26 protein-coding genes are annotated in these 26,260 nt (G+C 62.7%); 15 read left to right on the forward strand and 11 right to left on the reverse strand.

Annotation, left to right across the window (positions count from 1 at the left end; translation table 11 throughout):
• Positions 1–10: 10 nt before the first annotated feature.
• A complete protein-coding gene (locus AC1DZU_RS25860; protein WP_477289539.1) occupies positions 11–2,089 on the forward strand; it encodes a hypothetical protein in 2,079 nt (692 codons plus the stop codon).
• A 2-nt stretch (positions 2,090–2,091) separates the two neighbouring features.
• Here the strand turns inward: AC1DZU_RS25860 and clpS are convergent, their stop codons facing one another.
• The 4 genes from clpS to AC1DZU_RS25880 all read right to left on the reverse strand — a co-directional run bounded on the left by clpS (position 2,092) and on the right by AC1DZU_RS25880 (position 3,692).
• Entirely contained in the window at positions 2,092–2,397 is a 306-nt protein-coding gene (gene clpS, locus AC1DZU_RS25865; protein ID WP_095090829.1) for an ATP-dependent Clp protease adapter ClpS, read from the reverse strand.
• 112 nt (positions 2,398–2,509) lie between these two features.
• Positions 2,510–2,902: a hypothetical protein gene (locus tag AC1DZU_RS25870; protein ID WP_477289540.1), complete on the reverse strand. Its 393-nt coding sequence runs from the start codon at positions 2,900–2,902 to the stop codon at positions 2,510–2,512.
• A gap of 214 nt (positions 2,903–3,116) precedes the next feature.
• Positions 3,117–3,350 carry a hypothetical protein gene (locus AC1DZU_RS25875; protein WP_095090827.1) on the reverse strand — a complete coding sequence of 78 codons (234 nt, stop codon included), beginning with the start codon at positions 3,348–3,350 and terminating at the stop codon, positions 3,117–3,119.
• Positions 3,351–3,389: 39 nt separating this feature from the next.
• Positions 3,390–3,692 (reverse strand): hypothetical protein, encoded by a 303-nt coding sequence (locus tag AC1DZU_RS25880; protein ID WP_111542844.1) that lies wholly within the window; start codon positions 3,690–3,692, stop codon positions 3,390–3,392.
• 235 nt (positions 3,693–3,927) lie between these two features.
• Between AC1DZU_RS25880 and AC1DZU_RS25885 the strand changes: the two genes are divergently transcribed.
• The gene (locus AC1DZU_RS25885; RefSeq protein ID WP_095090825.1) at positions 3,928–4,644 is read left to right on the forward strand and encodes a response regulator; all 717 of its coding nucleotides are present in this window, start codon (positions 3,928–3,930) and stop codon (positions 4,642–4,644) included.
• Entirely contained in the window at positions 4,641–6,047 is a 1,407-nt protein-coding gene (locus tag AC1DZU_RS25890) for an ATP-binding protein (protein WP_477289541.1), read from the forward strand. The genes AC1DZU_RS25885 and AC1DZU_RS25890 overlap by 4 nt, the downstream gene beginning before the upstream one ends.
• Positions 6,048–6,107: 60 nt before the next feature.
• Here the strand turns inward: AC1DZU_RS25890 and choV are convergent, their stop codons facing one another.
• From choV to AC1DZU_RS25905, 3 genes are all read right to left on the reverse strand, one after another.
• Positions 6,108–7,289 (reverse strand): choline ABC transporter ATP-binding protein, encoded by a 1,182-nt coding sequence (choV, locus tag AC1DZU_RS25895; protein WP_477289542.1) that lies wholly within the window; start codon positions 7,287–7,289, stop codon positions 6,108–6,110.
• Positions 7,286–8,140 (reverse strand): choline ABC transporter permease subunit, encoded by an 855-nt coding sequence (gene choW / locus AC1DZU_RS25900; RefSeq protein ID WP_095090822.1) that lies wholly within the window; start codon positions 8,138–8,140, stop codon positions 7,286–7,288. The genes choV and choW overlap by 4 nt, the downstream gene beginning before the upstream one ends.
• A gap of 138 nt (positions 8,141–8,278) precedes the next feature.
• Positions 8,279–9,214, reverse strand: a complete 936-nt coding sequence (locus AC1DZU_RS25905; protein WP_095090821.1) for a choline ABC transporter substrate-binding protein — start codon at positions 9,212–9,214, stop codon at positions 8,279–8,281.
• A 258-nt stretch (positions 9,215–9,472) separates the two neighbouring features.
• Between AC1DZU_RS25905 and AC1DZU_RS25910 the strand changes: the two genes are divergently transcribed.
• From AC1DZU_RS25910 to AC1DZU_RS25950, 9 genes are all read left to right on the forward strand, one after another.
• Positions 9,473–10,084: a thymidine kinase gene (locus AC1DZU_RS25910; RefSeq protein WP_477289543.1), complete on the forward strand. Its 612-nt coding sequence runs from the start codon at positions 9,473–9,475 to the stop codon at positions 10,082–10,084.
• A gap of 185 nt (positions 10,085–10,269) precedes the next feature.
• Positions 10,270–10,659 carry a c-type cytochrome gene (locus AC1DZU_RS25915; RefSeq protein WP_477289544.1) on the forward strand — a complete coding sequence of 130 codons (390 nt, stop codon included), beginning with the start codon at positions 10,270–10,272 and terminating at the stop codon, positions 10,657–10,659.
• A 309-nt stretch (positions 10,660–10,968) separates the two neighbouring features.
• Complete coding sequence (locus AC1DZU_RS25920) at positions 10,969–12,057, forward strand: hypothetical protein (RefSeq protein WP_095091695.1); 1,089 nt, start codon at positions 10,969–10,971, stop codon at positions 12,055–12,057.
• Positions 12,058–12,088: 31 nt separating this feature from the next.
• Positions 12,089–13,234 (forward strand): hypothetical protein, encoded by a 1,146-nt coding sequence (locus AC1DZU_RS25925; RefSeq protein WP_477289545.1) that lies wholly within the window; start codon positions 12,089–12,091, stop codon positions 13,232–13,234.
• A gap of 24 nt (positions 13,235–13,258) precedes the next feature.
• Positions 13,259–15,169, forward strand: a complete 1,911-nt coding sequence (locus AC1DZU_RS25930) for an AAA family ATPase (protein ID WP_477289546.1) — start codon at positions 13,259–13,261, stop codon at positions 15,167–15,169.
• 59 nt (positions 15,170–15,228) lie between these two features.
• Positions 15,229–15,639 carry an endonuclease domain-containing protein gene (locus AC1DZU_RS25935; RefSeq protein WP_477289595.1) on the forward strand — a complete coding sequence of 137 codons (411 nt, stop codon included), beginning with the start codon at positions 15,229–15,231 and terminating at the stop codon, positions 15,637–15,639.
• 67 nt (positions 15,640–15,706) lie between these two features.
• Entirely contained in the window at positions 15,707–17,008 is a 1,302-nt protein-coding gene (locus AC1DZU_RS25940) for a DUF6638 family protein (protein WP_477289547.1), read from the forward strand.
• A gap of 105 nt (positions 17,009–17,113) precedes the next feature.
• A complete protein-coding gene (locus tag AC1DZU_RS25945; RefSeq protein WP_477289548.1) occupies positions 17,114–18,238 on the forward strand; it encodes a DUF2333 family protein in 1,125 nt (374 codons plus the stop codon).
• A gap of 313 nt (positions 18,239–18,551) precedes the next feature.
• Positions 18,552–20,231, forward strand: coding sequence for a formate--tetrahydrofolate ligase (locus AC1DZU_RS25950; protein WP_184874706.1), 1,680 nt, complete (start codon positions 18,552–18,554; stop codon positions 20,229–20,231).
• 75 nt (positions 20,232–20,306) lie between these two features.
• Here the strand turns inward: AC1DZU_RS25950 and AC1DZU_RS25955 are convergent, their stop codons facing one another.
• The gene (locus tag AC1DZU_RS25955) at positions 20,307–20,951 is read right to left on the reverse strand and encodes a cysteine hydrolase family protein (RefSeq protein ID WP_477289549.1); all 645 of its coding nucleotides are present in this window, start codon (positions 20,949–20,951) and stop codon (positions 20,307–20,309) included.
• Positions 20,952–21,078: 127 nt separating this feature from the next.
• On the opposite strand from AC1DZU_RS25955, the gene AC1DZU_RS25960 reads away from it, so the two are divergent.
• Positions 21,079–22,065 (forward strand): GlxA family transcriptional regulator, encoded by a 987-nt coding sequence (locus AC1DZU_RS25960; RefSeq protein WP_477289550.1) that lies wholly within the window; start codon positions 21,079–21,081, stop codon positions 22,063–22,065.
• A 70-nt stretch (positions 22,066–22,135) separates the two neighbouring features.
• Here the strand turns inward: AC1DZU_RS25960 and AC1DZU_RS25965 are convergent, their stop codons facing one another.
• Both AC1DZU_RS25965 and AC1DZU_RS25970 read right to left on the reverse strand, forming a co-directional pair.
• Positions 22,136–22,768, reverse strand: coding sequence for a cytochrome b/b6 domain-containing protein (locus tag AC1DZU_RS25965; protein WP_477289551.1), 633 nt, complete (start codon positions 22,766–22,768; stop codon positions 22,136–22,138).
• 5 nt (positions 22,769–22,773) lie between these two features.
• Entirely contained in the window at positions 22,774–23,040 is a 267-nt protein-coding gene (locus AC1DZU_RS25970; protein ID WP_095091693.1) for a PepSY domain-containing protein, read from the reverse strand.
• Positions 23,041–23,206: 166 nt separating this feature from the next.
• Between AC1DZU_RS25970 and AC1DZU_RS25975 the strand changes: the two genes are divergently transcribed.
• Together AC1DZU_RS25975 and AC1DZU_RS25980 are read left to right on the forward strand one after the other, a co-directional pair.
• A complete protein-coding gene (locus tag AC1DZU_RS25975) occupies positions 23,207–23,866 on the forward strand; it encodes a response regulator (protein WP_477289552.1) in 660 nt (219 codons plus the stop codon).
• On the forward strand, positions 23,863–25,197 hold the full coding sequence (locus AC1DZU_RS25980) for an ATP-binding protein (RefSeq protein WP_477289553.1): 1,335 nt from the start codon (positions 23,863–23,865) through the stop codon (positions 25,195–25,197). Before AC1DZU_RS25975 ends, AC1DZU_RS25980 begins: the two co-directional genes overlap by 4 nt.
• Positions 25,198–25,290: 93 nt before the next feature.
• On the opposite strand, the gene AC1DZU_RS25985 is transcribed toward AC1DZU_RS25980, so the two are convergent.
• On the reverse strand, positions 25,291–26,226 hold the full coding sequence (locus tag AC1DZU_RS25985; protein WP_477289554.1) for an IS110 family RNA-guided transposase: 936 nt from the start codon (positions 26,224–26,226) through the stop codon (positions 25,291–25,293).
• Positions 26,227–26,260: the final 34 nt, after the last annotated feature.

Genomic DNA, 26,260 nt, shown 5'->3' on the forward strand with positions numbered 1-26,260 from the left:
GGGCTAGTTCATGAACTGGTCGATCTCCCTCGAACCGCTGATCTCCTGGCCCTTGCTGGCTCTGGTGCTGGTGCCGCTGGCGCTTCTGGCACTCGTCGGCCTGTGGTTTCGCCAGCGTGGCGCGGTCTTCCGCTTCGTCGCCCTGCTGGCGCTCGCCGCCGCCCTGTTCAATCCGGTGTTCCTCAACGAGGAACGCGAGCCGCTGAAAAGCGTCGTCGCGCTCGTCGTCGACCGCAGCCAGAGCCAGGATATCGGCGACCGCACCAAGCAGACCGACGAGGCACTGGCCGGGCTGCAGCAGCGTCTTGGCCGCTTCAAGCAGTTCGACGTGCGCGTCGTCGAGGCCGGCAAATCGCAAGCCGCCGAGGAGCGCACCGAGACACGGCTGTTCGGCGCGCTCGAAGGCGCTTTCCGCGACGTGCCGCCGTCGCGCATTGGCGGCGCCATCATGATCACCGATGGCGAGGTGCATGACGCGCCCGCAGGCAGCCCCGATTTCAACGCGCCGCTGCATGCCCTGATCACCGGAAACGATCACGAGAAGGATCGCCGCATCCGCTTCGAGAACGCACCGCGCTTCGGCCTTGTCGGCAAGCCGCTCGACATGACCTACCGCGTCATCTCGACGGAAAACGAGACCGGCCCGGTCGAAGTGCGCGTCTCGGTCAATGGCGAGCAGGTCGCGGTCGAGCATGCCACCGTCGGCCAGGCCATGCCGCTGCAGGTGACCATTCCGGGTGCTGGCCGCAACATCGTCGAGCTCGCCATCGACCGCGAGCCGGGCGAACTGACCGACACCAACAACCGCGCCATCGCGCTCATCGACGGCATTCGCGAAAACCTGCGTGTGCTGCTCGTCTCCGGCGAGCCGCATGCCGGCGAGCGCACCTGGCGCAATCTCTTGAAATCCGACGCCTCGGTCGACCTCGTCCATTTCACCATCTTGCGGCCGCCGGAAAAGCAGGACGGCACGCCGATCAACGAATTGTCGCTGATCGCCTTCCCGACCCGCGAACTGTTCGTCGAGAAGATCAAGGATTTCGATCTCATCATCTTCGACCGCTACCAGCACCGCGACGTGCTGCCGATCCTCTATTACGACTACATCTCCGAATATGTCGAAAAGGGCGGCGCGCTGCTGATCGCGGCCGGGCCCGAATATGCCGGTGAAAGCTCGATCGCACGCACACCGCTGATGTCGGCCCTGCCGGCGATGCCGACCGGCGAGGTGGTCGACAAGGCCTTCTATCCGCGCCTTACCGACCTCGGCCAGCGCCACCCGGTGACGCGCGGGCTCGACGGTTCGGCCACCGAGCCGCCGCACTGGAGCCGCTGGTTCCGCACCATCGGCGTGCAGAATCCCGAAGGCGAAGTGGTGATGAAGGGCGCCGACAACCGGCCCCTGCTCTTGCTCGACCGCAAGGGAGAGGGCCGCGTCGGCATGCTTCTGTCCGACCAGGGCTGGCTGTGGGCGCGCGGCTTCGAGGGCGGCGGCCCGCATGTCCAGCTCTACCGGCGCATCGCGCATTGGCTGATGAAGGAGCCTGATCTCGAGGAGGAGCGGCTGACCGCCGACGGCCGCGGCATGGTGCTGGAAATCCGCCGCCAGACCATGGCCGATGCTCCCGGCCCGGCGCAGATCATCACCCCGTCCGGCAAGACCTTGACCGTCAAGCTCGACAAATCCGATCCCGGCGTCTTCCTCGGCAGCGTTGAGACCAGCGAGATCGGCCTCTACCAGGTCGCCAATGGCGACCTCACCGCGCTCGCCCATGTCGGGCCAGTCAACGCGCCGGAATTCGCCGATGTCATTTCCACGGAAAACCGGCTGAGAACGCCGGCGGAAGCCACCGGCGGCAGCGTGCGGCGACTGGCGTCATCCACGGCCCTTGGCAGTGACATTACGCTGCCCTCCATTGTGCCGGTGCGCTCTTCCGGTCAGGCCACCGGCAGCGACTGGATCGGCCTGCGCACGACGGACGACAGCGTGCTCAAGGCGGTCTCGCGCGTACCGCTGTTCGGCGGCTTCCTCGGTCTCGGCCTGCTGCTTCTGGCGATGGGCTCGATGTGGTACCGCGAGGGGCGGTAGGGCTACTCTTCCGGCTCTGTCGTGAACAGCAGCGGATAGCCCTTGGCCTTGCCGGCATCGGTCGCCCGTGTCGCCTTGGTCTCGGCGACATCCTTGGTGAAGACGGCAACGACGCACACGCCGCGCCGGTGCGCGGTGATCATGATCCTATGCGCCTGGTCTTCGCTGAGCTTGAACTCGCCCTTCAGCACCGTCACCACGAATTCGCGCGGCGTGAAATCGTCATTGATGAGGATGACCTTGTAGAGCTTTGGCCGCTCGGTCTGCGGCTTGACCTCGGTACGCGGTTTTGTGGTGATTTCAGGCATCGGAACCGACAATTTTGCGCAAGCGACCTGGCCCGCATTCTGACACCAGCGAATTCAGCCGTCCATTTTGATTGACGCGCAAAGCCGGTCCGGAGGGCGCCGTCATTCACAACTATGTGGGAAAGTCTCGGTTGCCGTTCAACGGTCCTGGCGGCCGAAGATGCGGCGGCCGGGAATCTGCCGCGCGGCCGTGACGGACGCGCGTATCGGACCGAAGGCGGTTTCCGCCCGCATCCGCCCGGCGTTCCAGCCATGCCGCAATCGGCCACGCAATGACGCAGATCAGCGTTGTGCCGGTGAGAACGATCAGCACCCAGGTCTGTGCCGGCGTGATGTAGTCCCAGTTGGTGGAAATCTCCGGTGCGAACAGCGAAGGCTCGGTGCGTCCGCTGGCCGGATCGGGCACCGGGCTGGCGGTGAGTAGAATCAGCACCCTTGCGGCGCCGGTGGCGACCAGACCGCCAAGCACCAACGAACGCAGAGTGGACGAAAGCCGCTTCTTCATGCGGATTGTCCTACATGGCCGGCATTGCAAACGGGTTAAAGTCGGTCGGGGCGGAAGCTGCCGGCGCGAGGCTTCGGCCAAACATCGGTAGGCTAACCGTCCGCTACATCGCCGATATCAGGGCTTTCAGCGGTCGGACAGGAAGAAGGCCGCCCCAGCCGAAAAACAACTGGAACGGCCTTGTCGCGGACGGGCAAGTTATGCCCGATCTGGATTAAGCCTTCGGGGCGTCCTTCTTGACGGCCTTCGTCGGAGCCTTCTTGTGCTTCTTGGTCTTCTTGACGACCTTCTTGGGAGCAGTCTTGGCCGGGGCGGCAGTAGCCGGAGCGGTGGTCGTCGTCGAAGCAGCCGGAGCAGCGGTCGTGGTGGCAGCGGCGTTACCGAGAGCCGGCATCGCGAAGGCGAGAGCGACGGCGAGACCGGTTGCGGAGAGGATGGACTTCTTCATGGCTTCACTTCCTTTTTTAGCGGGTCGAGTTTTCGAGCGTTACTGAACCGGGTCGTTCGGCGTCACTCCAAGCAGCTTCAAAGCGTTGGCGAGCATCCGGATGCCCTGTGCCTGTTTCTTGGCGGCGCAGTACCGGTTACCCTTTCTCTGAAGTGCCTTTGCCGCGGTGACCTGCGTTGCCGCGGCATGGGTTTCGAGGGCTTCATCAAATTGGTGGCTGAGATTGGCGCACCGTTCGCTCCGGGTGGTGAGCGTCACTTTTGCGTCCGATTGTTCGACAGCGGCAGTAACCAGGCAAATGCCCAGCAACGCACCCAACAAACTGATCGACAACCTTGGCATCGGTTTATCCGTAAACCCGGAGACTAGCGTCGCAGCCGATGACCTGACCGCCACGAGACCAGTTATGCCTTTGTATTTTTTCAGGAGTTTTTCTGAACTGTAGAATTTTGTTTCTGGATTGTGTCTGAGAAAGCCGGTGTGGGACGCATCATCACCACTGGCCAACATATGGCCTGAATTCTATCGTGTGGGTTGGGACAGAAGGGCTTGGCAATCAAACAATGACAGGGCTGCTGTGAAATCCGACGCACACATACTGATCGTCGACGACGACAAGGGCATCCGCGACCTGCTGCAGGAATTCTTCCAGAAGCGGGGCCTGCACACCTCGGTTGCCGCCGACGGCACCGAGATGGAGGCCATCCTGCGCCGCGCGCAAGTGGACCTCATCGTCCTCGACGTGATGCTGCCCGGCAAGAGCGGGCTGGAACTGTGCCGCGACCTTCGCGCCCAGTATTCGACACCGATCATCATGCTGACCGCCGTCACCGAGACCACCGACCGCGTGGTCGGCCTGGAGATGGGCGCCGATGACTATGTGCCCAAACCGTTCGACCCGCGCGAACTTCTGGCGCGCATCCGCGCCGTGCTGCGGCGCAACGGCGCCGCCGAGCCAAAGCGCGCCACCACCAAGCAGATCTACCGCTTCGCCGGCTGGACGATGGACTGTTCGCGGCGCCGGCTGATTGCCCCCGACGATGTCAGGGTCGAACTGACCATGGCGGAATTCAACCTTCTGCAGACCTTCGTCAAGAGCGCGCAGCGCGTGCTGACGCGCGACCAGCTCATCGAACTGTCCGGCGGCGACAGCGACTATTCCTTCGACCGCAGCATCGACATCCTGGTCAGCCGGCTGCGGCGCAAGATGGAAGACGACCCGAAGACGCCCAAGCTGATCCTGACCGTGCGCAGCGGCGGCTACCAGTTCCTGCCCGAGACGACCTCCGAATGAGACGTTTCCTGCCGCAGACCCTGCCTGTCTGGGTGCTGCTGATCGTCATCGCCGGCCTGCTGATCAGCCAGGTCGCGACCCTCTACATCGTGTCGCGCGACCGCGCCGCCGCCAACGACGTCGTCGACCTCTACCGTCTCAACGACCGTGCCTTCTCGCTGGTGCAGCTCATGCATGACGCCAGTCCGGAGCAACGCAAGGCGACGGCGACCGGCCTGTTCAATTCCACCTACGCGCTTACCGTCACCGACACGCCCGCGGTCACCTCGTCGATCGCCGGCGACGACGAACTGGCGGAGTTGGAAGACATCCTCGTCGGCCGGCTGTCGAAATTCGGCATCACCGATGCGCGGGTGCGGCGCGACCCGGCGACGCGCGAGGCCGACGATGCCACCGGCATGGCGCCGGGACCGGATATCGGCCAGGTCGAGCGCGACCTGCTGGTGCTGGCCGCCGACTTCGCCCAAAGCGACAAGCTGACTGCGTCGCTGCGCTTTGCCGACGGCCAGTGGCTGAACTTCACCGAGCCGATCACGCCCGTAGGCCCGATCCTGAGCTTCGACAGCCTGCCACTCTATTCGCTGATCGCAGGCCTGGTGGTGATCATGTCGATCTGGTCGCTGCGCCGGCTGACGGCGCCCTACCGGATGATGGAAACCGCCGTGAACCGGATCGGCAAGGATCTCAAGAGCCCGCCGATCGCCGAAAGCGGCAGCCGCGAGGTGCGTGCCGCCGCCAAGGCGATCAACGCCATGCAGGCCAGGTTGCGTGAATATGTCGAGGACCGCGAACATCTGGCGGCGGCGCTGGCGCATGATCTGCGCACGCCGATGACCAGGATGCGCCTGCGCCTGGAGCTGTTGCGCAAATCGGCGGTTCGCGAGGCGCTGGCGCACGATCTTGCCGATGTCGAGAGCATCGCCAGCTCGGTGATCGACTTCGCCACCTTCGAGGTGACCGAGGAAAAGAGCGAACGCATTGACTTCTGGTCGCTCGTGGAGTCGATCGCCGACAGCTATGACGACGTCTCGTTCGATGACGACACCCGCTCGCGTGGCCTGATCTGCATGGCGCGGCCGGTCGCGCTCAGGCGTTGCGTCACCAATCTGATGCAGAACGCGATCACCTACGGCAAAAAGGCGCATATCAGCTTGCGCCGCTCGGAGAACATGATCCTGCTCACCATCCGCGACGAAGGGCCGGGCATACCGCAGGAGCAGATCGACGCCGTGTTCGGCTCGTTCGTGCGCCTTGAACAATCCCGCAACCGCCAGACCGGCGGTCTCGGCCTCGGCCTGACCATTGCCCGCAACATCGCGCGAGCCGCCGGCGGCGAGATCAGCCTGTCCAACAACCCGGGCGGTGGCCTGCTGACGCAACTGCGCCTGCCGCTGGCGGCGTAGGGCGATCTGGAACCACCAGGCAGCCTTCGCTGCAGCGAAGGCCGCAGCCGAAGCCTGGCGCTACCGCCGCAGCACCGCGCTCAGCACGTCGCGGATGCCGATGGCGCCGACGAAGCGCGACTGGTCGTCGAACAGCGCCACGGGTGCGGTCTGCGAACGGTGCATGGCCAGCATCACGGTTTTCAGCGATGTGCCGGGATTGGCCCAGAACACTTGCGCCGCTTCCTCCGGCTGGCCCTCGACATCGGCGCATGACATCCAGACCGCCGGCTTGCCGTCGCGTTCGGCCGCCGCCACCAGCCCGTGCTCGTCGATCTTGAATCGCGTCGTCTTGCGCCGGTCGAGCCATACCCAGCCATTGTCGCCGTGCTCCAGGTCGCGGCGGTCGCGCATGACGTTCCAGGCGGTCAACACCGAGAGCGGGTTCACATTGGCGATGAAGTCGCGGACATAGTCGTTGGCCGGCCGCAGCACGATGTCTTCCGGCGCACCGGTCTGCACGATGCGGCCGCCTTCCATGATGGTGATGTGGCTGCCGATCTTCAGCGCCTCCTCGAGGTCGTGGCTGACGAAGATGATGGTCTTCTTCAACTCGGCCTGCAGCTGCAGCAATTCGTCCTGCAGCTTGGTGCGGATCAGCGGGTCGAGCGCCGAGAACGGTTCGTCCATCAGCAGGATCGGCGCCTCGGTGGCGAAGGCACGGGCCAGGCCGACGCGCTGCTGCATGCCGCCCGAAAGCTCATGCGCGTATTTCTTCGACCACTGGTCGAGATGAACGAGCTCCAACTGCTTTTTGACGCGCTCCTTGCGCTCGGCTTCCGGAACACCGGCGAGTTCGAGGCCGAGGCCGACATTCTCCTCGACCGTGCGCCAGGGCAGCAGGCCGAACTGCTGGAACACCATAGCTACCTGCTTCTGCCGCAGCCTTCTCAACGTCACCTCATCGCAGGTGACGACGTCGACGGTCTTGTCGCCGTCCTTGACAAGCACCTGACCGCGCGACACCACGTTCAGCCGGTTCACGGCCCTCAACAATGTCGACTTGCCCGAACCGGACAGGCCCATCAGCACGGAAATCTCGCCCTCGTTCACGGTCAGACTGGCGCCTGCGCAACCCAGCACATTGCCGGTCTTTTCGAGGATCTCGGCGCGGGTGGCTCCAGCGTCAATCATTGCCAGAGATCCGGCCTGGTCGGCGCCGAAGACGATATCGACGTTTCTGAAATCGACGGCGACGGTCATTTCTTGCCTCCAACGGCAATGCGGGTCATCCGGTCAAGCACGATGGCGAGGACAACGATGGCCAGGCCCGCTTCAAGCCCGAGGTCGATGCGGCGCGAGCCGAGCGCCCTGTTGATTTCAGTGCCGAGGCCGCCGGCGCCGATCAGCGCCGCGAACACCACCATCGACAGCGAGAGCATGATCGATTGCGTCAGACCGGCCATGATGGTTGGCAGCGCCGAGGGCAGTTCCACCTTCCACAACAGCTGGCTCTTGGTGGCGCCGAACGCTTCGCCTGCCTCGACGATCGACTTCGGTACCGAGACGACGCCGAGATGGGTGAGCCTGACCGCGGTCGGGATGACGAAGATGATGGTGACGATGAGGCCGGGCGCGTTGCCGAGACCGAACAGCGTCAGCACCGGGATCAGGTAGACGAAGGTCGGCAGCGTCTGCATCAGGTCGAGCACCGGCAGCATGATGCGGTAGACCTTCGGCTTGTGCGCGGCCCAGATGCCGAGCGGCACCCCGATGGCCATGGCCATCGCAGCAGCAGCCACCACGAGCACCAGCGTCTGCACCGTCTGCTTCCACAGGTTCTGGTTGATGATGAAGATCAGGCCGAGGAAGACGCCAATTGCGAGCGGCCTTGAGCGCTGCAGCAGCCAGGCGATGGCGGCGATGACAAGCGCCAGCAGCACCGGCGGCACCAGCAGCAGGATGTCGACCAACCCGTCGAGCAGGAAATTGAGGCCATTCGAAAAGGCCCTGAAGACAGTGTCGAAATTGTCGGTGAGGAAGCCGAAGAACGCCTTTCCCCAGGCGCCGATCGGTATCTTGTGATCGACCATGAATTTCGAAATCGGATCCATATCGCCCCTCTCATGCAGGAGACCGCCCTGCCCTCGGCCTCTGATGTCGCAACGTCATCTTGTCACAGGATATGAAAAAGGGCAGCCTTTTCCAGAATGGCTGCCCTTTATTTCGGTCACGCCGAAATCACAGTCGGCTCAGCTTCCGAGCGCGGTCTTGATCGCCGCCGCCGCATCGCCGCCATCAAAGGTGGTGACACCGGCGATCCAGGGCGCAACCGCGCCGGGATTCTTCTTCAGCCAGTCGCTCGCCACAGTGTTGGCATCGCCGCCCTTGAGGATCGCGTCCATCATCTGGCCTTCCATGTCCAGATTGAACTTCAGATTGGCGATGAACTTGCCTGCATTCGGGCACTCCGTGGTGTAGCCCTTGCGCACATTGGTAAACACGGTGGCAGCACCGAAGCCGCTGTCGCCCATGCCGTCGAGATAGGTGATCTTCATGGCACCCATCACCGGATGCGGCGTCCAGCCGAGGAAGGCGATCCACTCATTGTTCTTCATCGACTGCTCGGCCTGCGTCAGCATGCCGGCTTCCGAGGATTCGACCAGCTCGAAGCCTTCGAGATTGTCCTTCGGGTTCTTGATCATGTCGAGGATGATGCGGTTGCCGTCATTGCCGGCCTCGATGCCGTAGATCTTGCCGTTGAACTTGTCCTTGAACTTGCCGATATCGGTCAGCGACTTGACGCCGGCATCCGCGACATAGGTCGGCACGACGATGCCGTAGCCGGCGCCAGTCAGGTTCGTGCTGATTGTCTCAACCGAACCGTCGGCGGTGTAATCCTTGATGTCGTTGGTCATCGACGGCATCCAGTTGCCGAGGAAGACATCAAGATCCTTGTTCTTCAGCGACGCCATGGTCACCGGCACCGACAGCTGGATCGTCTGCGGCTCGTAGCCGAGCGCGGTCAGCAGAACGGAAGCGACACCGGTCGTCGCCTGGATGTCGGTCCAGCCGACATCGGAAAGACGCACCGCCTTGCAGCTTGCCGGATCGCCGGCGAAGGCAGCGCTCGTGGACAACAGAGCCGCCAGGCCGAGGCCGGCGACGAAGGAATTCATGCGCGACATAGATATTCTCCCATTGCGATTCTTTGGCGAAGCGAAGTTACGGTTTCTCTGCCCGCCTTGTTCTGTCAGCCAAACACCATTCTGGTGTGGTTTCAAGCATTAAGGCAATCACGATCAACGGCGCAGGCTTGTCAATCAGCGACACGCTTCCTGCTTTTGCACTGCGCGGCTGTCGTTTTTTGGGGGCGGGTTCGTTTTTTGGGGGAATGCGGCTGCGCCCCCTCCCCGCGCCGGGATAAGTCGGCTTAAAAGGGCGGCATGGCCAAGCTCTACTTCCACTATGCGACGATGAACGCCGGCAAGACGACGATGCTGTTGCAGGCGTCGTACAATTATCGCGAGCGCGGCATGCGCACGATGCTGTTCGTCGCCGGCCACTACCGGAAGGGCGACAGCGGCCTGATCTCGTCGCGCATCGGCCTGGAGACGGAAGCCGAGATGTTCCGCGACGGCGACGATTTGTTCGCCCGCGTCGCCGATCATCATGAGCATACGACCGTGCATTGCGTCTTCGTCGACGAGGCGCAGTTCCTCGAGGAGGAGCAGGTCTGGCAGCTCGCCCGCATCGCCGACCGGCTGAACATCCCGGTCATGTGCTACGGCCTGCGCACCGATTTCCAGGGCAATCTGTTTTCCGGCTCGCGCGCGCTGTTGGCCATCGCCGACGATTTGCGCGAGGTGCGCACCATCTGCCGCTGCGGCCGCAAGGCGACGATGGTGGTGCGCCTCGGTGCCGACGGCAAGGTGGCACGTCAGGGGGAGCAGGTCGCGATCGGCAAGGACGTCTATGTCTCGCTCTGCCGCCGCCACTGGGAGGAAGAGATGGGCCGCGCCGCACCCGACGATTTCATCGGCTTCACCCGGGCCTGATAGGGTAACGGCCCAATGCATGTCGCCAAAAAGTGCGCAGCGGTTGGGACAACGACATGCGTAACAACGAAGGCCCCGGCCCGGTGCGGCGAGATTCGGGCAGGCCTCCCAATCCCGCAACGATGCAGCGTTTGTTAAGGCCTCGGTCCTATAAGACCGCCAGCCAGAGCTCTCCGGGGTCAGCCATGTTTCGAGCCGCGTTTTCTGCCAGCATTCTTCTCCTCGCCACCGCGCTTGCCGCACATGCCGGCGGTGACCCGGCGCTGGGCAAGCATGTCTTCAACCGGTGCATGGCCTGCCATGAAGCAGCCACCAACCGCGACAAGGTCGGCCCGCATCTGCTGGGCGTTGTCGGCCGCACCGCTGGTAGCGCCGAGAGCTTCCTTGGTCACTACTCCGAGGCGATGAAGAGCGCCGGTGCTGCCGGCCTGGTGTGGGATGAAGCCAACCTCGCCGAATATCTCAAGGCGCCTCGGCTCAAGGTGCCCGGCAACAAGATGGCCTTTGCCGGCCTGACCAATGACGACGACATCGCCAATGTCATTGCCTATCTGAAGGCCGATCCCAAGCCCTGAGCAACAGCCGGCTGCGTCGCATGACGACGCAGGCTTGGCCGGATATGTTACGCCTGCAACTGGAATTCCAGGGCGTCCGCGCCAGCGGAGATTGACTGCTTTGCCGGCACAGAAGTTCAATGACAGTTGAACTACGCTTGGCCGGTAAGCTAATCACGCCATGACCACACCTTGATTGACTTTCAAGACCGTGGCGAATTCTTTTGTTTTCGGGGCGGGTCTTGTCTTGCGTCTTTCAATCCCCGGATGCCCCACATATATTCGCCGCTGTTCGCGACCAGCGACGTGATGCCGAAGCGGGAGGCCCCAATGGCGACATTGCAGAATTTCGATGCCGAAATTGCCAAAACCAAGCAGGTCGTGCAGGACATGCGCACCAAGATCGAGCAGTCCGGCACCGTGCTTGATACGCTGGCCACCGCCGACAAGAAGATCGGCGACGCCAATTTCGACATCGAGAACGCCCGCATCGAGGACGTACTGAAGCAGCAGAAGGTGATGGAAGGCAACATCGCCGACCTGATCATCGGGCTGGAGGACGCCACCAACGTCTTCGGCGCCGAGTTCGAAAGCATGAAGAACTACACCGGCTGGGAAAACTTCGTCGGCATGTTCTCCAGCCAGAGCAAGCAGCGCATGCGCACCGATCGCGTCCGCAACATGTCGCTGGCTGGCAACCTGCAGGAATTGCTGGCCAAATCCGACACCATTGTCGGCATCCTGAAGGCGCAGAAAGAGGTCCTCGACCAGCGCTACAAGACCTCCGAGGCCAGCCTGTCGCAGGTCATAGAGCGCCGCAAGACCACCATGTCCAACCTCGAAGCCGTGCAGAAGCGCATCGAGGAGCTCAACCCGATGCTGCTCGACATCGAAAACAAGATCGCCGCGTCCACCAGCCAGAAGGACCGCACGCAACTCGAAGGCGAACGCTCCAAGCTGGCGACGGAATACAATGAAAAGCAGGCCAAGGAGCAGGAGTTGCTGGCCGAGAGCCAGACGCTGGAACGCTACACCTCGATGTTCCAGACCTTCGTCGATTCGCTCAACAACCAGATCGCCGCGCAGTCGACGCTGATCAACAAGCTGACCATCGATACCGAACAGCGCATCGTGCTCTACAAGGCGCTGGAGGATTCGCTGAAGACCGCCGCCCAGCAGGACGTCGCCCACAAGATCAACACGCTTGGCAGCCAGGTCGACAACACCGCCGAGGAAACCATGGCCGGCATCGGTGCCGCCTCGCAGAAACACATCGGCGACCTGCTTGAAATGCACGAGAAGAACATGGTCGCCAGCTCCGACATCCAGCGCCGCAAGAAGTTGGCCGACGATGCCTTTGCCCGCCGCTTCGACGAGGTGCTGAAGAAGCACAACGCGTCAAACTACGTGCAGTCCTAGGGGTGAATGGACTGCCCGCGAGCGCACAGGCATGACCCCCGAAAACGAAGCGGCCGCACGGTATTTCTCGGCCATCACGGCCGCACTGAGCGGCCTTGAAGTGTTCATGCGCGACGATCGCTCGCCGCTCTACCGGCATGGCATCGTCGCCAAGATCGTCGCCGAATACATCGCCCGGCTCGACAAGTCCTTTGCCTGCTGGCGCAACCGGCTGGGCTTCATGGACACGTTCCGCATTTCGCGCGCCGAAAGCGGCTTCCCGGTTTTCCAGAACCTGCTCGAACTCGAAAACGACCGTCGCCAGGCCGACGCGCGGCTTGCCAACATTCCGCTGGCCGGAGAGTTGCGCGAGGAAATGGCCGACTTCATCCTGCGCCACAAGGAATTCCCCGAGGCGCTGCAGAAGTCGATGGCCGAGCGGCTCTATCTCGAGGACGTGAAAAGCGAAAACACGTTCGGCCCGTTCACCTTGGCGCAGACGGCCAAGGTCTCGGTCAATCCAAAGACGGCGCGGCCGTATTACCTCGTCCACTGGGCGACGTTCGACGGCAGCGCCAACCTGCCGCTGGTCTACATGGTGACGGTGGAGGATTCTTCCGACGCGATGGTGCGTCAGCTCGTCGACAGCAACGGCAAGCTCAATGACAAGGTCGACATTCCGCTGCCGGTCGATGGCTTGCTCAATCCCGAGCTGGCCCACCGTTTCGACGATTTCACCGAGAAGAATTCGGCCTACACGCTGTCGCCGGCGACCATCGCCGTCAACCTCGACAACGATTTCGAGCCGCTGCATCCCAAGCAGTTGCGCCGCGTCGTGCTCGGCCCGTTCTATTCGGCGGGGATCACCGACAACAATTCGACGGTGACCGAGGTGCTGGCCAAGGTGCGCAAGCCGGAAAATGCCTGGCTTCTGACCTGGACCATCCAGGAGGTCTATTCCAAGAGCGAGAAACCCGGCCGCAAGGGGCTGTTTTCGAGCGAGAAGACGACGCAGGAATTCTTCATCAACACCGATGACCTCGAAGCCGCGCGCCAGGGTGTGTCCAGCTACGAGAACCATGCCCTGATCCCGCACGAGGCCTACCAGGCACTCTACGCCGCCGGCGAGGCGCAGAAGATCTTTGCCGGCTACAAGGTCCACATCCTGTCCAACGGACAGGTCATCTCAGACGTCTGACCGTCACACCACGGAGCACTCTTCATGGATACCGGCCTGACCACCATTCCGGAAGCTTCGATCGAAAAGCACCGCGCCACCGCGCAGAGCTTCATCACCCGCATCGTCGTGCTGGAAGACCCTTCACGCGAGTCCGGCACGGCGCTGGCCGGCACCAACCGCCGCTTCGTCTCGACAGTTTCGGTCGGCTCGGTGCGGCGCACGCGCGAGGTCGAGCTGTCGAAGACCGTCGGCGCCGTCCATCCCGACGACCAGCTGCTGACCATCCCGCAGCACACTCTGTTGTTTCGCGCCCGGCGCGGTACGGCCATTGCACTTGCCATATCGGACGTCTTTGCCGAAGGCTCGGACCTTGAAAGCCTGCAGGCCAGGAACACCCGCGCCCCGCTCGAAGGCGACGAAGCATCCACCTTCAAGAAGCTTCTGTCGGCCTCGGCCTACATCTCGGCCTTCAGCCTCGCTTCCTATCTGTTCCAGCTGATCGACAGCGATGGCGAGGCGCCCAACGACATCCCGGAGCCGGACTTCCTGTTCGACACGCCGCAGGATGCGGTGAAGTCGATCCTGGCCGGCCTCGACAAGGCGATATCGGGCTCGTCCGACGATGCCGATCTGATGACCAGGGCACGCGCCTTCGCCCGCGTCGCCATCGACGGGCTGCTGGCGCGCAAGGGTCGCTTCGACGGCATTGGCCCATTCGAGAACGCCCATATCCGCATCGATGCCGATGACTTCACCCTCGACGGTTTCGACGTCGCGCCGGGCAAGCGCTCGAAGCCACTGGTGATGACCTTCAAGACGCCGGAAGAGGTGGTCGGCAACCACATCGCCAAATACCAGTCGGTCAAGCTCGCCAAGATGCTGATGGCCTACGACTTCGAGCGTGAGCTCAACCCCTTCGTCGAACTCGGCGGCTTCCTGTTCACCTTCATCGGCGACGGCGCCCCCGGCACCGGCAAGACGACGCTGATCCAGATGATCGCCGGCCTCGTCAACGGCTACAGTCAGGTCGCCGGCTATCCTTTCGCCTATGAGAATTTCGGCGTCGACCAGATCTCGTCCTACCAGGGCAAATCAGGCCAGAACTGCCGCCAGTTCATCAACAATGTGCTCAATCCGCGCGTCATCGGCTTCGGCACCATCGACGACATCGACCAGGTGGCGGCGCGCCGCTCCGACGACCGCGCCTCCGCCGGCCAGCAGGAGATCACCGGCGTGCTGATGGATGCCTTCGCCGGTGCCGGCACGGTGGTGCGCGGCAACTGCTCGTTCGGCATGTTCTCCAACTACCCCGAAAATGTCGACGATGCGCTGCGCCAGCGCGCCGGCGCCCGCTGGCTGGTCGACGGTCCGCAGACTCGCGACGACTACATCGACATCTTCGTGCTGCTTGCCGGCAAGAACCACAAGATCCCGCTCGGCGACCACGATCTCTACGCCGCGCAGGAGATCCAGCGCGCCGTGACCGAGGCCTACGAGGAGCATGAGAAGCCGCAGGAAGACGGGCTGATCAAGGTCTACGAGCGCTACATGAAGGAGAACGGCGCGCCGAAATCGATGGCAGACATTGGCACCTATCTGCACCTGATCAAGGATGCCGAGCCGCGCTTCACCGGCCGCGCCATCAAGAACGTCACCGACGCCATCAAGATGCGCGCCATGGATATCGAGCTTCCCGACGACTGGTTCGAGAAGCCCGAAGCCTTCATGCACAAGGGCTATGACGAGAAGAAGGCCATGATTGAGGAACTGCGCGGGCCGTTCTCGATGGACATGGTCATGCAGGAGATCAACCGCTACGCCGACAGCGAGTTCCGCTATTCAGACAAGTCCGACGACGCCGCCGTCGAAAAGCTGCTACGCGACGCACGCCTGCGCGAACGTGCCGCACGCGAGATGGAGGAAATGAAGAAAAAGGGTCTGTGGAATGCGTGAACTTCCTTCTCCCCGTTCACGGGGAGAAGGTGCCCGAAGGGCGGATGAGGGGCAGCACAATGCGAGGCGGTAACGAGCCGAAGGTGGCGAGAGCCCGTCAGCTACGGAAATTCGAAAACGAGGCCGAAGAAAAACTGTGGAGCGAATTGCGTGGACGGCGATTGAATGGCCACAAATTTCTTCGTCAACTGCCGATCGGTCCATATTTCGCAGACTTTGCCTGCCGCGAAGCCAATCTGGTTGTGGAAGTCGATGGCAGCCAGCACGCAAATCGATCTCAAGATCGATACAGGGACGAAACCATGAATAGGAACGGCTGGTCGGTATTAAGGGTGTGGAACGCTGATGTCCTGGCGGACCGCAAGAGCGTGCTGGATACGATTGTTGCGGCCTTGGATGGTCGGCTCGATCACAAAATGATTTCTGTCGACGCGAAATTTTTGCCCTCTTCAACGTCGGGGGGTAGATGATGAGCGCTCGCGCTGCCCCTCATCCGCCCTTCGGGCACCTTCTCCCCGTAAACGGGGAGAAGGGATAATGACCGCCAAGAAACCCGACCTGCTGCGCGACAATGAGCTGATCTATGGCCGGCTGCTGACGGTCGACGAGCCGCATTTGATCCAGCGCTACAACAAGGCGCTGGCCGCGTTCGGTCTGAAGCCGACGAAGTTGAAGAGCTTCCAGATCGACCGCACCGGGTTCTCGCCCGAAGTGGCCGAGGAATGCGGCGACTATGACTATCTCGATCCCAACGAGGTCAATCGCCGCTTCATCATCCTGACGCCGTCGCAGATCGACCTGCCGGTGGTGCACACCGCCTTCTCCAACACCTCGCAGCTGATGTTCGAGTTCATGTCCAAGAACCAGCGCGCCATAGACGCGCTGACCATCAAGGACGTCATCTACGGCGAGATCGAGGATTCCGTCCCCAAGGTCAACGACATCGAGGACCTGCTGTCGATCAGCCAGGTCGAGTTCAAGGTGCTTTCGGCCGAGGATGTGCTGGGCAAGGCCGCCGAGCTCGGCAAGCTCGTCGACCGGCTGAAGCAGGAGCCAGACGCCTGGCGCGACAACGCCATGCTGACCCGCATGGTGGAGTTGGCCAAGATCTGCGGCGACATCCGCGAGAACGCGCTGGTGCCCGACCAGGTGATCTTCCGCCATAATGCCTACTGGACCAGCCATTTCGGCGGTCTCTACGTGTTCGTCGATCCGGACATGACGACGGTGATCGGTGATCCGGCCGCACCCGGTTTCCGCCGCTCGCGGCCGTGGCAGGTCAGCTATCTCTCGATCAACGACGCCGACAAGGTGTTCAAGTTCCTCGCCACCACCGGCCGCATTGAGCTGCCGCGTGCCTCCTGGATCGAGGCCTCGGGATATCTCGAGCATCGCGCCGAGATGGTGGTGCGCGCGCTGATCCGCGACGCAGAGCCGGACCGCAACCTGACCGATGTCGACAAGGTCTGGCTGCAGACCTGGATCCAGAGCCATGCCGATCTGATCACCAGGGACGGCAACTTTCCCTTCCTCAACGCCGCCAAGCGCGAGATCGCCCAGGTCGGCTACCTCAAGATCGAGGATGTGTTCCCGCAGCAGCGCTTCCTGGTGATCCGCGCCAAATCAGACCATCCCGACGCCTGGCTGACCAACCGGCTGATCTCGGACTTCGTCCCGTCGGACTTCGTCTCGCGCTACATCTTCAACAAGCAGGGCTTCTACAGGGACTATGACGGCTTCAGCGACGCCTGGCGATCGCATGTTGTGGACGTTCTCAAAACCACATATTTGAAGGACAAGGTGGCGTTTCGCACACGCCTCTACGGCCTGACTGACTAGAACGAAATGAACCGTCATTTCGTTCTAACTTGTTGTTTTGGCGCATGATGTTATCCAAAAAGTCTGCAACTTTTTGGCATCATGCTTTGAGGGGGTGACATCGCCATGCTCGATCCGATCGTGAACTTCTTCACCCGGATTTTCCAGTGGATCGGCCGTGGTATCGGCCTCCTGATCGGCGTCATCCTGTGGCCGTTCATGTGGGCCGGGCGCTGGTACACGCAGCGCGGCTGGATCCTCAAGGCGGTGGTCGGCGTCGCCTTGCTGGTGCTGATCGGCCTCTATGCCAACTTCTTCTACGCCACCCAGTGGTGGAACAATTTCAACCCGAATTACCCCGACACCTACACTTTCGAGAAGCGCAACGTGTCCGCGGGCGAACAGGTTGCCGCCGGCTCCGGCACCGATACCGCCAAGACCTGCGGCAACTCCGGTATCGCCCAGATCGCCGCCGACCTGACCGACTTCAACGTCAACCAGAATGCCTGGATCTCGTCGATGATCCTCTACAAGATCGGCCTGTTCGGCATCGACTGGGACCACACGCCGTGGATGGATAACAAGGCCTCGTTCCAGCGCGGCATCAACCAGGCGGTGCGGCGCACGGCGACGGAACTCGCCGACAATCTCGGCCGTGTCCGCACCACGTCGCAGATCGATGCCGATCTGCAGGACGCGCGCGGCAATCTGCAGTTCGACGAATACACCTGGTATTTCGGCCTGAGCCCGTTCGGCCCGAAGACGCCGACGCCGAGCTATTACCGCGACGCGGTGCGCAAGCTGCGCTCCTTCAACGCCCGGCTCGCCACCTGCCAGGCGACCTTCGATGCCCGCGCCGACAATCTGAAGCAATATATCGATCGTATCTCATCCGACATAGGCTCGACGTCGGCGATCCTCAAGGAGCGCGCCGAGAACCACAACGATGGCTGGTTCGATTTCCGCGCCGACGACCGCTACTGGTTCGCCTATGGCCAACTCTATGCCTATTACGGCCTGATGAAGGGTGCCCAGGCCGACTTCGACGACGTCATCAAGGAAAAGCACCTGCAGAGCCTGTGGGACACGATGGACGCGCAGTTCGTCTCAGCGCTGCGCATCCAGCCCTTCATCATCGCCAATGGCCGCGAAGACGGCTGGCTGTTGCCGACGCATCTGACGACGATGGGCTTCTACGTGCTCAGGGTGCGCTCCAACATGGTCGAAATCAGCAACGTGCTGACGCAGTAAGGCTTGCCGGCCGCAGCCGAAGCGATGGCGAATTTGCGCCGTCGCTTCTGTCGCATTCGGTGCATTGTGCGGCTGTTTTGAGACGGCGGAACGACGCATCCTCTGGCTTCTATACGGCGGCAACGGAGCCGGGAAGAACCGATAACAGGTCGGCCGGTCCGCAGATGAATTTTCTTCATAGGAAACATAGTTGCATGCAAGTTGACGCCGCGGCAGCGACAGGGTTAAAACATGCCCGCGCCCCGGTTCCGGCCTGCATGCGAGTGAGATCAAACCCCGTCCCCTCCACCGACCAATCCAGAGGAAAGCCGTCATGGCCGAAGTGAAGTCCGACATCGAGATCGCGCGCGGCGCCAAGAAGAAGCAGATCCAGGAGATCGGCCAGAAGATCGGCATTCCAACCGAACACCTTTTGCCCTATGGCCACGACAAGGCCAAGATTTCCGCCGAGTTCATCAAGTCGGTGAAGGGCAACAAGGACGGCAGGCTGATCCTTGTCACCGCCATCAACCCGACGCCCGCCGGCGAAGGCAAGACGACGACCACAGTCGGCCTCGGCGATGGCCTCAATCGCATCGGCAAGAAGGCGATCGTCTGCATCCGCGAGGCTTCGCTCGGCCCGAACTTCGGCGTCAAGGGCGGTGCCGCCGGCGGCGGCTATGCACAGGTCGTGCCGATGGAGGACATGAACCTCCACTTCACCGGCGACTTCCACGCCATCACCACGGCGCACAACCTTTTGTCGGCGCTGATCGACAACCACATCTACTGGGGCAATGAGCTCGGCATCGACACACGCCGCGTCGTCTGGCGGCGCGTCATGGACATGAACGACCGCGCGCTGCGCGAGATGATCTGTTCGCTCGGCGGCGTCGCCAACGGCTTTCCGCGCGAGGGCGGCTTCGACATCACCGTCGCCTCGGAGGTCATGGCCATCCTGTGCCTGTCGACCGACCTCAAGGACCTCGAGAAGCGCCTCGGCGACATCATCGTCGCCTATCGCCGCGACAAGTCGCCGGTCTACGCCCGCGACCTCAAGGCCGACGGCGCCATGGCCGTGCTCTTGAAAGACGCCATGCAGCCGAACCTGGTGCAGACGCTGGAGAACAACCCGGCCTTCGTGCATGGCGGCCCGTTCGCCAACATCGCGCATGGCTGCAACTCGGTCGTCGCCACCACGACGGCGCTCAAGCTTGCCGACTATGTCGTCACCGAAGCCGGCTTCGGCGCCGATCTCGGCGCGGAAAAGTTCTTCGACATCAAGTGCCGCAAGGCCGGCCTGAAGCCGGCCGCTGCCGTCATCGTCGCCACAGTGCGCGCCATGAAGATGAATGGCGGCGTCAAGAAGGAAGACCTCGGCAAGGAAAACATCGAGGCGGTGAAGAAGGGCTGCGCCAACCTTGGCCGCCACATCGAGAACATCCGCCAGTTCGGCGTGCCGGCGGTGGTTGCCATCAACCACTTCTATTCCGACACCGACGCCGAAATCCAGGCGATGAAGGACTATGTCGCCTCGATGGGCGAAGAGGCGATCCTGTGCAAGCACTGGGCCAAGGGTTCGGCCGGCATCGAGGAGCTCGCCAACAAGGTGGTGGCGCTGGCCGAATCCGGTGCCTCGCAGTTCGCGCCGCTCTACCCCGATGCGATGCCGCTGTTCGAGAAGATCAACACCATCGTCCAGCGCATCTATCGCGGCTCGGAAGCGATCGCCGACAAGTCGGTGCGCGACCAGCTGCACGCCTGGGAGCAAGCCGGCTACGGCCACCTGCCGGTGTGCATGGCCAAGACGCAGTATTCCTTCTCGACCGACCCGAACCTGCGCGGCGCGCCGACCGGCCACACCGTGCCGGTGCGCGAGGTCAGGCTGTCGGCCGGTGCCGGCTTCGTCGTCATCATCTGCGGCGAGGTCATGACCATGCCCGGCCTGCCCAAGGCGCCATCCTCGGAGAAGATATTCCTCAACGAGATGGGCCAGATCGAAGGCCTGTTCTGAGAATTTCGAGATCGTTGCGAGATTTGAAAGGGCGGCCACTGGCCGCCCTTTCTGCTTTCCGAGGACAAACTCTGGCTACGCGGCGCTGCGCGCCAGCGCCCGTTGGTTGGAGGCATAGATCGTATCGCGCTCGGGCAGAGCGCCCTTCTTCAGGCATTCGATCCATTCGGCGGTCTTGAGCACCGCCGCGAAGCGCGACTGCAGGATGATCGTGACCACGCGGTGGATCTCTTCGGCAGAAGCATAACCAGCGCTGTTGGCATAAGGCACGGAGCCGGTCGCGTCGGACAGGAACTCGACGGCAAAGCCCATGTGGACGGCGTGGATGATGGTCGACAGATCGCAATTGTGCGTCATGTAGCCTACCACCGTGAGCGTATCGATGGCGTTGGCGCGCAGCCAGTCTTCGAGATCGGTGCCGGTGAAGGCGGAGGGCAGGTTCTTTTCGACATAATGGTCGCGCTCACGCCTGGCGATCTCGGGATGGAGTTCGCCACCATGGCTGCCCTTGGCGAAGATCGGCGAAGTCTCGGGCGCCATCTGCTTGACGACCACCACCTTGATGCCGGCTGTCGCCGCCGCGTCCATGGCGCGTGCCACATTGACGACGCTGTCGCGGAACGGCGGATGCTGGATGGCGAGATTGCCGCCATCATAATCGTTCTGGACGTCGACGACGATCAGCGCGCGGCGCGGCGTGGTGTTGGCTGGGTCAGACATGGTGTTTTCCTTTCCTGCTTGAATGCGATGGGTCGAAGATAGGCAGGTCGCCAAGCGGTCGAAAGTGTCCCGATTGACATCATTCGAAAGAATCGGGACAATCCACATTCATTTGCTTGGAAGCCCCATGACCGACCCCATCATTGCCGTCCTTGCCTTTGACGGCATCAGCCCATTCCATCTCTCCGTGCCATGCCTGGTGTTCGGCGAGGACAGGACATCGCTTGGCCTGCCGCGCTTCGAGTTCCGCATTTGCGCGGTCAAGGCCGGCCCGATCCACACCGAAGCCGGACTGACGGTTGCCGCGCCGCATGGGCTCGAAGGGTTTGACGGCGCCGACATCGTCATCATCCCAAGCTGGCATCGTCTCGGCGAGGCGCCAGCCCCGGTGTTGGTGGAGGCGTTGCGCCGGGCACACGCGCATGACGCATTGATTGTCGGCCTGTGTCTGGGAACCTTCGCCATCGCCGCGGCCGGGCTATTGTCAGGCCGCCGGGCCGCGACGCATTGGGCCTATTCAGAGCGGCTGCAAAAACTCCATCCCGACATCGCGGTCGATGCCACGGTGCTCTATGTCGACAATGGCGATGTCGTGACCTCGGCCGGCGTCGCGGCTGGCCTCGACTGCTGCCTCCACATCGTGCGCGCCCGCTATGGCGCGGAAGCCGCACTGCGGCTTGCCCGCCAGATTGTCCTTTCGCCGCATCGGCAAGGCGGGCAGGCACAATTCATCGAGCATCCAGTGGCAAAAAGCGCTGATGCCGACCTGTTCACCCAGGCACTTGACGCGGTTCGCGCGACGCTTGGCGAGACGCACAGCCTCGACCGCGTCGCCGAGGCCGCCGGCCTGACCCGGCGCACCTTCACCCGCCGCTTTCAGAAATCGATCGGCACCAGTTTCGGCGAATGGCTGACCAGCCAGCGGATCGAACTGGCGCAGCGGTTGCTGGAGGCAACGGAGAAGTCGATGGACATGGTGGCCTTCGAGGTCGGCTTCGGCAGCGCCACGTCGCTGCGCCAGCATTTTTCGGCACGGCTCAAGACGTCACCGGCGCAATACCGGCGCGAGTTCTCGAGGCGGGCCGATCAGGACGAACCAGTGCCGCACGCCTAACTTTCCTGAGAAAGAGCGGCCAAAGGCGCCGCATCACCGCGGCGCCTTTGGTATTCCCTGATCCAGGCAGTCAGGCGACGTCTCCCGGCGATGGCGCGCGTTTGCGGCCAGTGAGCATGGCGCGAACCAGATTCTCACGATGGCGCAGGCTGGCCAGCAGCACGCCGCCGACATGAAGCCCGACGAGCACGAGAATTCCATTGCCCAGGATCTTGTGCGCGTCCTCCACCCAGGCCACGCCCCACCAGGCATCGGTGGTCTGCATCCAGCCCGTAAGCGCAATTCCCGCCACGCAGGTGAGAAGCGCCAGCACCATGGCGCCGCCGGCAGGGTTGTGGCCGAGATGACGCCTTTCGCGACCCTGCGCCACGTCGGCTATGTACAAGCTCACCGCGCGCGGCCCGCGCGCGAACTGACGGAAGCGTGTGTAACCCGATCCCGCCAGCCCTGCGATCAGCCGCGAGGCTATCAAGACCCCCGCACTGTAGCCGGCCAGTTCATGCAGCTTCATGATTTCTCCCGAGGAAAGCCAGGCCACCGCAACGCACAGGACCAGCGACCAATGAAAGAGGCGGACGTAGGAACTCCAGACCCTGACCGAGCCTTCTCGTGTCGACCCGACCGAGCCTTCTCGTGTCGACCCGACCGAGCCTTCTCGTGTCGACCCGACCGAGCCTTCTCGTGTCGAAACGGTGGCGTTCATGGCGATCAACCGTCGTCGGAATCGGCGCCGACCGACTCGAGCGTCTTGGGATTGAACACGGCCTCCAGCTTTTTGCCGTTGGCATCGAGTGCCTTGGCTTCATAGCAGCCGTTCTCGGTCTTGATGCTGCGAACCTTCCAGCCTTCGCTTTCGAGCTTCTTTTGCAGCGCCTCGCGCGGTTGCCACTGGTCGGTCGGCACATCGCATTTGTCGGCAGCGAAAGCCGGTCCGGCAACAGCCATCACCAGCGCGGTCAGGATCAAGGTCTTCATCTTGTTTTCTCCATCGGCCAATTCCGATGTCACGGACCCTGAGCGTGAAACCTGACAGCAGCCTGAACGCGTATCGTATCGCTCAAAAGCCGCAGTTGGCTTTCGTTCAGGTTCCTGTCAGCCTTGTTCCGCATGGAGGTGGCGTGTTGCTGAACACGGAGGCAAGGTGCGCGTTCTGCTGATCGAAGACGACCCCGTGCTGGGCGAGGCGGTGCGCGATCATATCGCCGCCGACGGTCATGCCGTGGACTGGAGCACGACGCTTGGCGATGCCGGCGATCACCTTCATGTCGTCTCCTATGAGCTCGTCCTGCTCGATCTCCATCTGCCGGACGGCAAGGGGCTCGAATTGCTGAAGACGCTGCGCCGCGAAGGCACCGATACGCCGGTCATCATCCTGACCGCACGCGACCAGCTCTCCGACCGGATAGAGGGGCTGAATTCCGGCGCAGACGACTATCTGGTCAAGCCGTTCGATCTCGGCGAGTTGTCCGCGCGCCTCGCTGCGGTCGCGCGCCGCTATGCGGGAAACCCGAATCCTCTGGTTCGGCTCGGGCCGGTCGAAATCGACCAGGCCGCCCGCCGCGTTGTCGTGGACGGCAGGGAGGCCATGCTGACGTCCCGCGAATGGGCGGTGCTGGAGCAGTTTTTGCGCCGGCCCGGCATGACCGTCGGCAAGAACCAGATCGAGGATGCGCTCTATGCCTTCGGGGCGGAGATCGAAAGCAACACGGTCGAAGTCTATGTCAGCCGCCTACGCAAGAAGATCGGGCGCGAGGCCCTCATGACCGTAAGGGGGCTGGGCTACCGTCTGGCATTCCCATGAGGTTCTTCGACAGCCTTGCCGGTCGTCTCGTTGCCTCGCTGATCCTGGTCACGGTCGCCTTCGGCCTGGTCGCCGCGGGCACGGGAAGCATCACCCTGCATCGTGAAATCAACGAAGCCATGGACAATTCGATGCAGGAAGCGGCCCGCCGGCTGCTGCCGCTGGTCATCGACGATCTTTTCGGGCGCGAGGTTTCGCAATCGCCCCGCAGGCTGGCAGAGGCCGTCTCAGACGATATAGGCGGTCGCCTCATCTTCCAGGTGCGGGACGGCAGTGGCCGTGTTCTCCTGCACTCCTACAATGCTCCCGCGGAGCCGCTCACGGCTGAACTCGCGCAGGGCTTTGCGGAGGCCGCCGGATGGCGCATCTACACCGAGCCCGCGGTTGGCGGCACGATCTTCATCCAGGTCGCCGAGCTCGATGCACGGCGCAACGAGGAAACCTTCGAAGCCGCCACCGGCTTCCTGATACCGATGGTCATCCTGATCCCGTTGAGCGCACTTGTCGCGTGGCTGACCCTGGCGCGTTTCCTGAGGCCGATTGCAACATTGCGCGGCGAGATCAGCGCACGTCACGGCGACAACCTCGCTGCGATCCGCACCACCGAACTGCCTTCCGAACTCGCCGCCATTGCCAAGTCGGTCAACAGCCTGATGCGGCGCCTGCACATGGCGCTTGAGGCGGAAAAAGAATTCACCGCGAATGCCGCGCATGAATTGCGCACGCCGATTGCCGGCGCACTGGCACAGACGGAGCGCCTGATCGCGGAAGCTCCGGACGACGCGGCAAGAAAACGGCCGCGCCAGATCAAGGCAGCGCTGTCCAATCTCGCCGGCCTGTCCGAAAAATTGATGCAGCTGGCACGTGCCGACGCCGGAATGGCCGCCGCCGGAAAGCCTGCCGACCTTGCCGCGGTCGCGGCACTGGTGGTCGAAGACTTCGAGCAGCACAGCGAAAACAAGGGCCGCCTTCGCCTTGAGACGCCGGTGAAAGGCAAGGCGCTGGCCGCGATCGACACGGATGCGCTGGCCATCGTCCTGCGCAACCTTATCGAGAATGCCTTGCTGCATGGCCCCGAAGGCGGAGAGGTTGTCGTGCGCATCGACGAAGACGCCCGACTTAGCGTGATCAACCAAGGTCCGGTGGTTCAGACCCCAGGCAGCCTGATCAAACGGTTCGAGCGCGGCGCAACGCGCGCCGAGGGATCGGGCCTCGGGTTGGCGATCGTCAGCCGGATCCTGCAACAGATCGATGCGACGCTGGTTCTGAACTCACCGGCATCCGGGCGGCAAGACGGGTTCGAAGCGACGATCCGGTTTCCCGCCGCCTAGAGCCGAACTCGAAGAGATGAAGAGATAGAGCATGATGTCGTCCGAAAACGGCTTCACACTTTTCGGCACCATGCCCTAGAGTATCCGTGTTGGTCAAGGAAGGGATTGGGTCCAAATTCGACCGTCCCTGAGCAGAGCGTTTGCGAGAAGGATGAGCCTTCTCATGATTGCGGTGATAGCGACCTTTGAGGCTTTGCCTGCCGCTCTGAGTTGATCGTACTTGGTCTTGAGATCTGGATTGAAGCGCATGGCGACGAGTGCGGGCATGTAGAGTGCTCGTCGGACATTGGCCCGACCGCCTCTGATGAAAGCGCGGCCGGTCCATTGTCCGGACTGGCGGGTGACTGGAGCGAGGCCTGCGAGGGAAGCGGCCTGGGCTTGGCCGAGCGTGCCGAGTTCGGGCATGTCGATAAGAAGCGCGCAGGCGGTGATTGCCGAGATGCCTGGAATCGAGACGAGGATGGCGAAGCGGCGGGCGAGATCGGGATCGGCCTGGATGAGCGCCATGATCTCCTTTTCGACAGCGGCCATTTGACGTTCGATCTGCCTGAGCTGCTGAGAATTATGGCGCTTGAGGATGGGAAGGGTCAGCGCCTTGGCCCTGTTCTTCGCCGCCGTCCGGTTCTTCACCAACGCCTCGCGCGCCATGTGCAGATCCTTGAGATCATTTAGAATCGGGCTGCGTACTGGCCGTGCCTCGAGTGCGAGCAGTGCACCCATGCGGGCGAGCATGGCGGCATCCAACCGGTCCGTCTTGGCGAGCCTGCCAGTGGCCTCGGCGAAGCGCCGGGCCTGGCGCGGGTTGACCTTGACCAGCGCGAAGTCTGCTGCGGCCAGCCTGCGTTCAAGAGCGCGGTGATACGGGCCGGTCGGCTCGTAGACGATGCGAGCTTCGGGCTCTCCCAGCCACGTCATGAAGGCCTTGTGGCCCGGATTGTCGTTGGCAAAGCGGCGACTGGTACCGTCGCTCAGCCTATGGGCGTCGAGATGGTCTTTCGATATGTCGACCCCGATGGTATCGTTGGTCATCTTTCGCTTGTCCTGTGCCTGTCGTCCGGAGCCG

The sequence above is a fragment of the Mesorhizobium sp. P2_A12 genome, assembly GCF_056405075.1.

What these genes read in the sequence shown, in the direction of transcription:
- AC1DZU_RS25965 (WP_477289551.1), bottom strand. Translation starts at nt 22,768, where the DNA reads ATGAACGCCACCGTTTCGACACGAGAAGGCTCGGTCGGGTCGACACGA.
- AC1DZU_RS25870 (WP_477289540.1), bottom strand. Translation starts at nt 2,902, where the DNA reads ATGAAGAAGCGGCTTTCGTCCACTCTGCGTTCGTTGGTGCTTGGCGGT.
- AC1DZU_RS25910 (WP_477289543.1), top strand. Translation starts at nt 9,473, where the DNA reads ATGGCCAAGCTCTACTTCCACTATGCGACGATGAACGCCGGCAAGACG.
- AC1DZU_RS25890 (WP_477289541.1), top strand. Translation starts at nt 4,641, where the DNA reads ATGAGACGTTTCCTGCCGCAGACCCTGCCTGTCTGGGTGCTGCTGATC.
- choW (WP_095090822.1), bottom strand. Translation starts at nt 8,140, where the DNA reads ATGGATCCGATTTCGAAATTCATGGTCGATCACAAGATACCGATCGGC.
- choV (WP_477289542.1), bottom strand. Translation starts at nt 7,289, where the DNA reads ATGACCGTCGCCGTCGATTTCAGAAACGTCGATATCGTCTTCGGCGCC.
- AC1DZU_RS25915 (WP_477289544.1), top strand. Translation starts at nt 10,270, where the DNA reads ATGTTTCGAGCCGCGTTTTCTGCCAGCATTCTTCTCCTCGCCACCGCG.
- AC1DZU_RS25955 (WP_477289549.1), bottom strand. Translation starts at nt 20,951, where the DNA reads ATGTCTGACCCAGCCAACACCACGCCGCGCCGCGCGCTGATCGTCGTC.
- AC1DZU_RS25940 (WP_477289547.1), top strand. Translation starts at nt 15,707, where the DNA reads ATGACCGCCAAGAAACCCGACCTGCTGCGCGACAATGAGCTGATCTAT.
- AC1DZU_RS25960 (WP_477289550.1), top strand. Translation starts at nt 21,079, where the DNA reads ATGACCGACCCCATCATTGCCGTCCTTGCCTTTGACGGCATCAGCCCA.
- AC1DZU_RS25930 (WP_477289546.1), top strand. Translation starts at nt 13,259, where the DNA reads ATGGATACCGGCCTGACCACCATTCCGGAAGCTTCGATCGAAAAGCAC.
- clpS (WP_095090829.1), bottom strand. Translation starts at nt 2,397, where the DNA reads ATGCCTGAAATCACCACAAAACCGCGTACCGAGGTCAAGCCGCAGACC.
- AC1DZU_RS25985 (WP_477289554.1), bottom strand. Translation starts at nt 26,226, where the DNA reads ATGACCAACGATACCATCGGGGTCGACATATCGAAAGACCATCTCGAC.
- AC1DZU_RS25970 (WP_095091693.1), bottom strand. Translation starts at nt 23,040, where the DNA reads ATGAAGACCTTGATCCTGACCGCGCTGGTGATGGCTGTTGCCGGACCG.
- AC1DZU_RS25875 (WP_095090827.1), bottom strand. Translation starts at nt 3,350, where the DNA reads ATGAAGAAGTCCATCCTCTCCGCAACCGGTCTCGCCGTCGCTCTCGCC.
- AC1DZU_RS25905 (WP_095090821.1), bottom strand. Translation starts at nt 9,214, where the DNA reads ATGTCGCGCATGAATTCCTTCGTCGCCGGCCTCGGCCTGGCGGCTCTG.
- AC1DZU_RS25980 (WP_477289553.1), top strand. Translation starts at nt 23,863, where the DNA reads ATGAGGTTCTTCGACAGCCTTGCCGGTCGTCTCGTTGCCTCGCTGATC.
- AC1DZU_RS25920 (WP_095091695.1), top strand. Translation starts at nt 10,969, where the DNA reads ATGGCGACATTGCAGAATTTCGATGCCGAAATTGCCAAAACCAAGCAG.
- AC1DZU_RS25860 (WP_477289539.1), top strand. Translation starts at nt 11, where the DNA reads ATGAACTGGTCGATCTCCCTCGAACCGCTGATCTCCTGGCCCTTGCTG.
- AC1DZU_RS25880 (WP_111542844.1), bottom strand. Translation starts at nt 3,692, where the DNA reads ATGCCAAGGTTGTCGATCAGTTTGTTGGGTGCGTTGCTGGGCATTTGC.
- AC1DZU_RS25935 (WP_477289595.1), top strand. Translation starts at nt 15,229, where the DNA reads ATGCGAGGCGGTAACGAGCCGAAGGTGGCGAGAGCCCGTCAGCTACGG.
- AC1DZU_RS25945 (WP_477289548.1), top strand. Translation starts at nt 17,114, where the DNA reads ATGCTCGATCCGATCGTGAACTTCTTCACCCGGATTTTCCAGTGGATC.
- AC1DZU_RS25950 (WP_184874706.1), top strand. Translation starts at nt 18,552, where the DNA reads ATGGCCGAAGTGAAGTCCGACATCGAGATCGCGCGCGGCGCCAAGAAG.
- AC1DZU_RS25925 (WP_477289545.1), top strand. Translation starts at nt 12,089, where the DNA reads ATGACCCCCGAAAACGAAGCGGCCGCACGGTATTTCTCGGCCATCACG.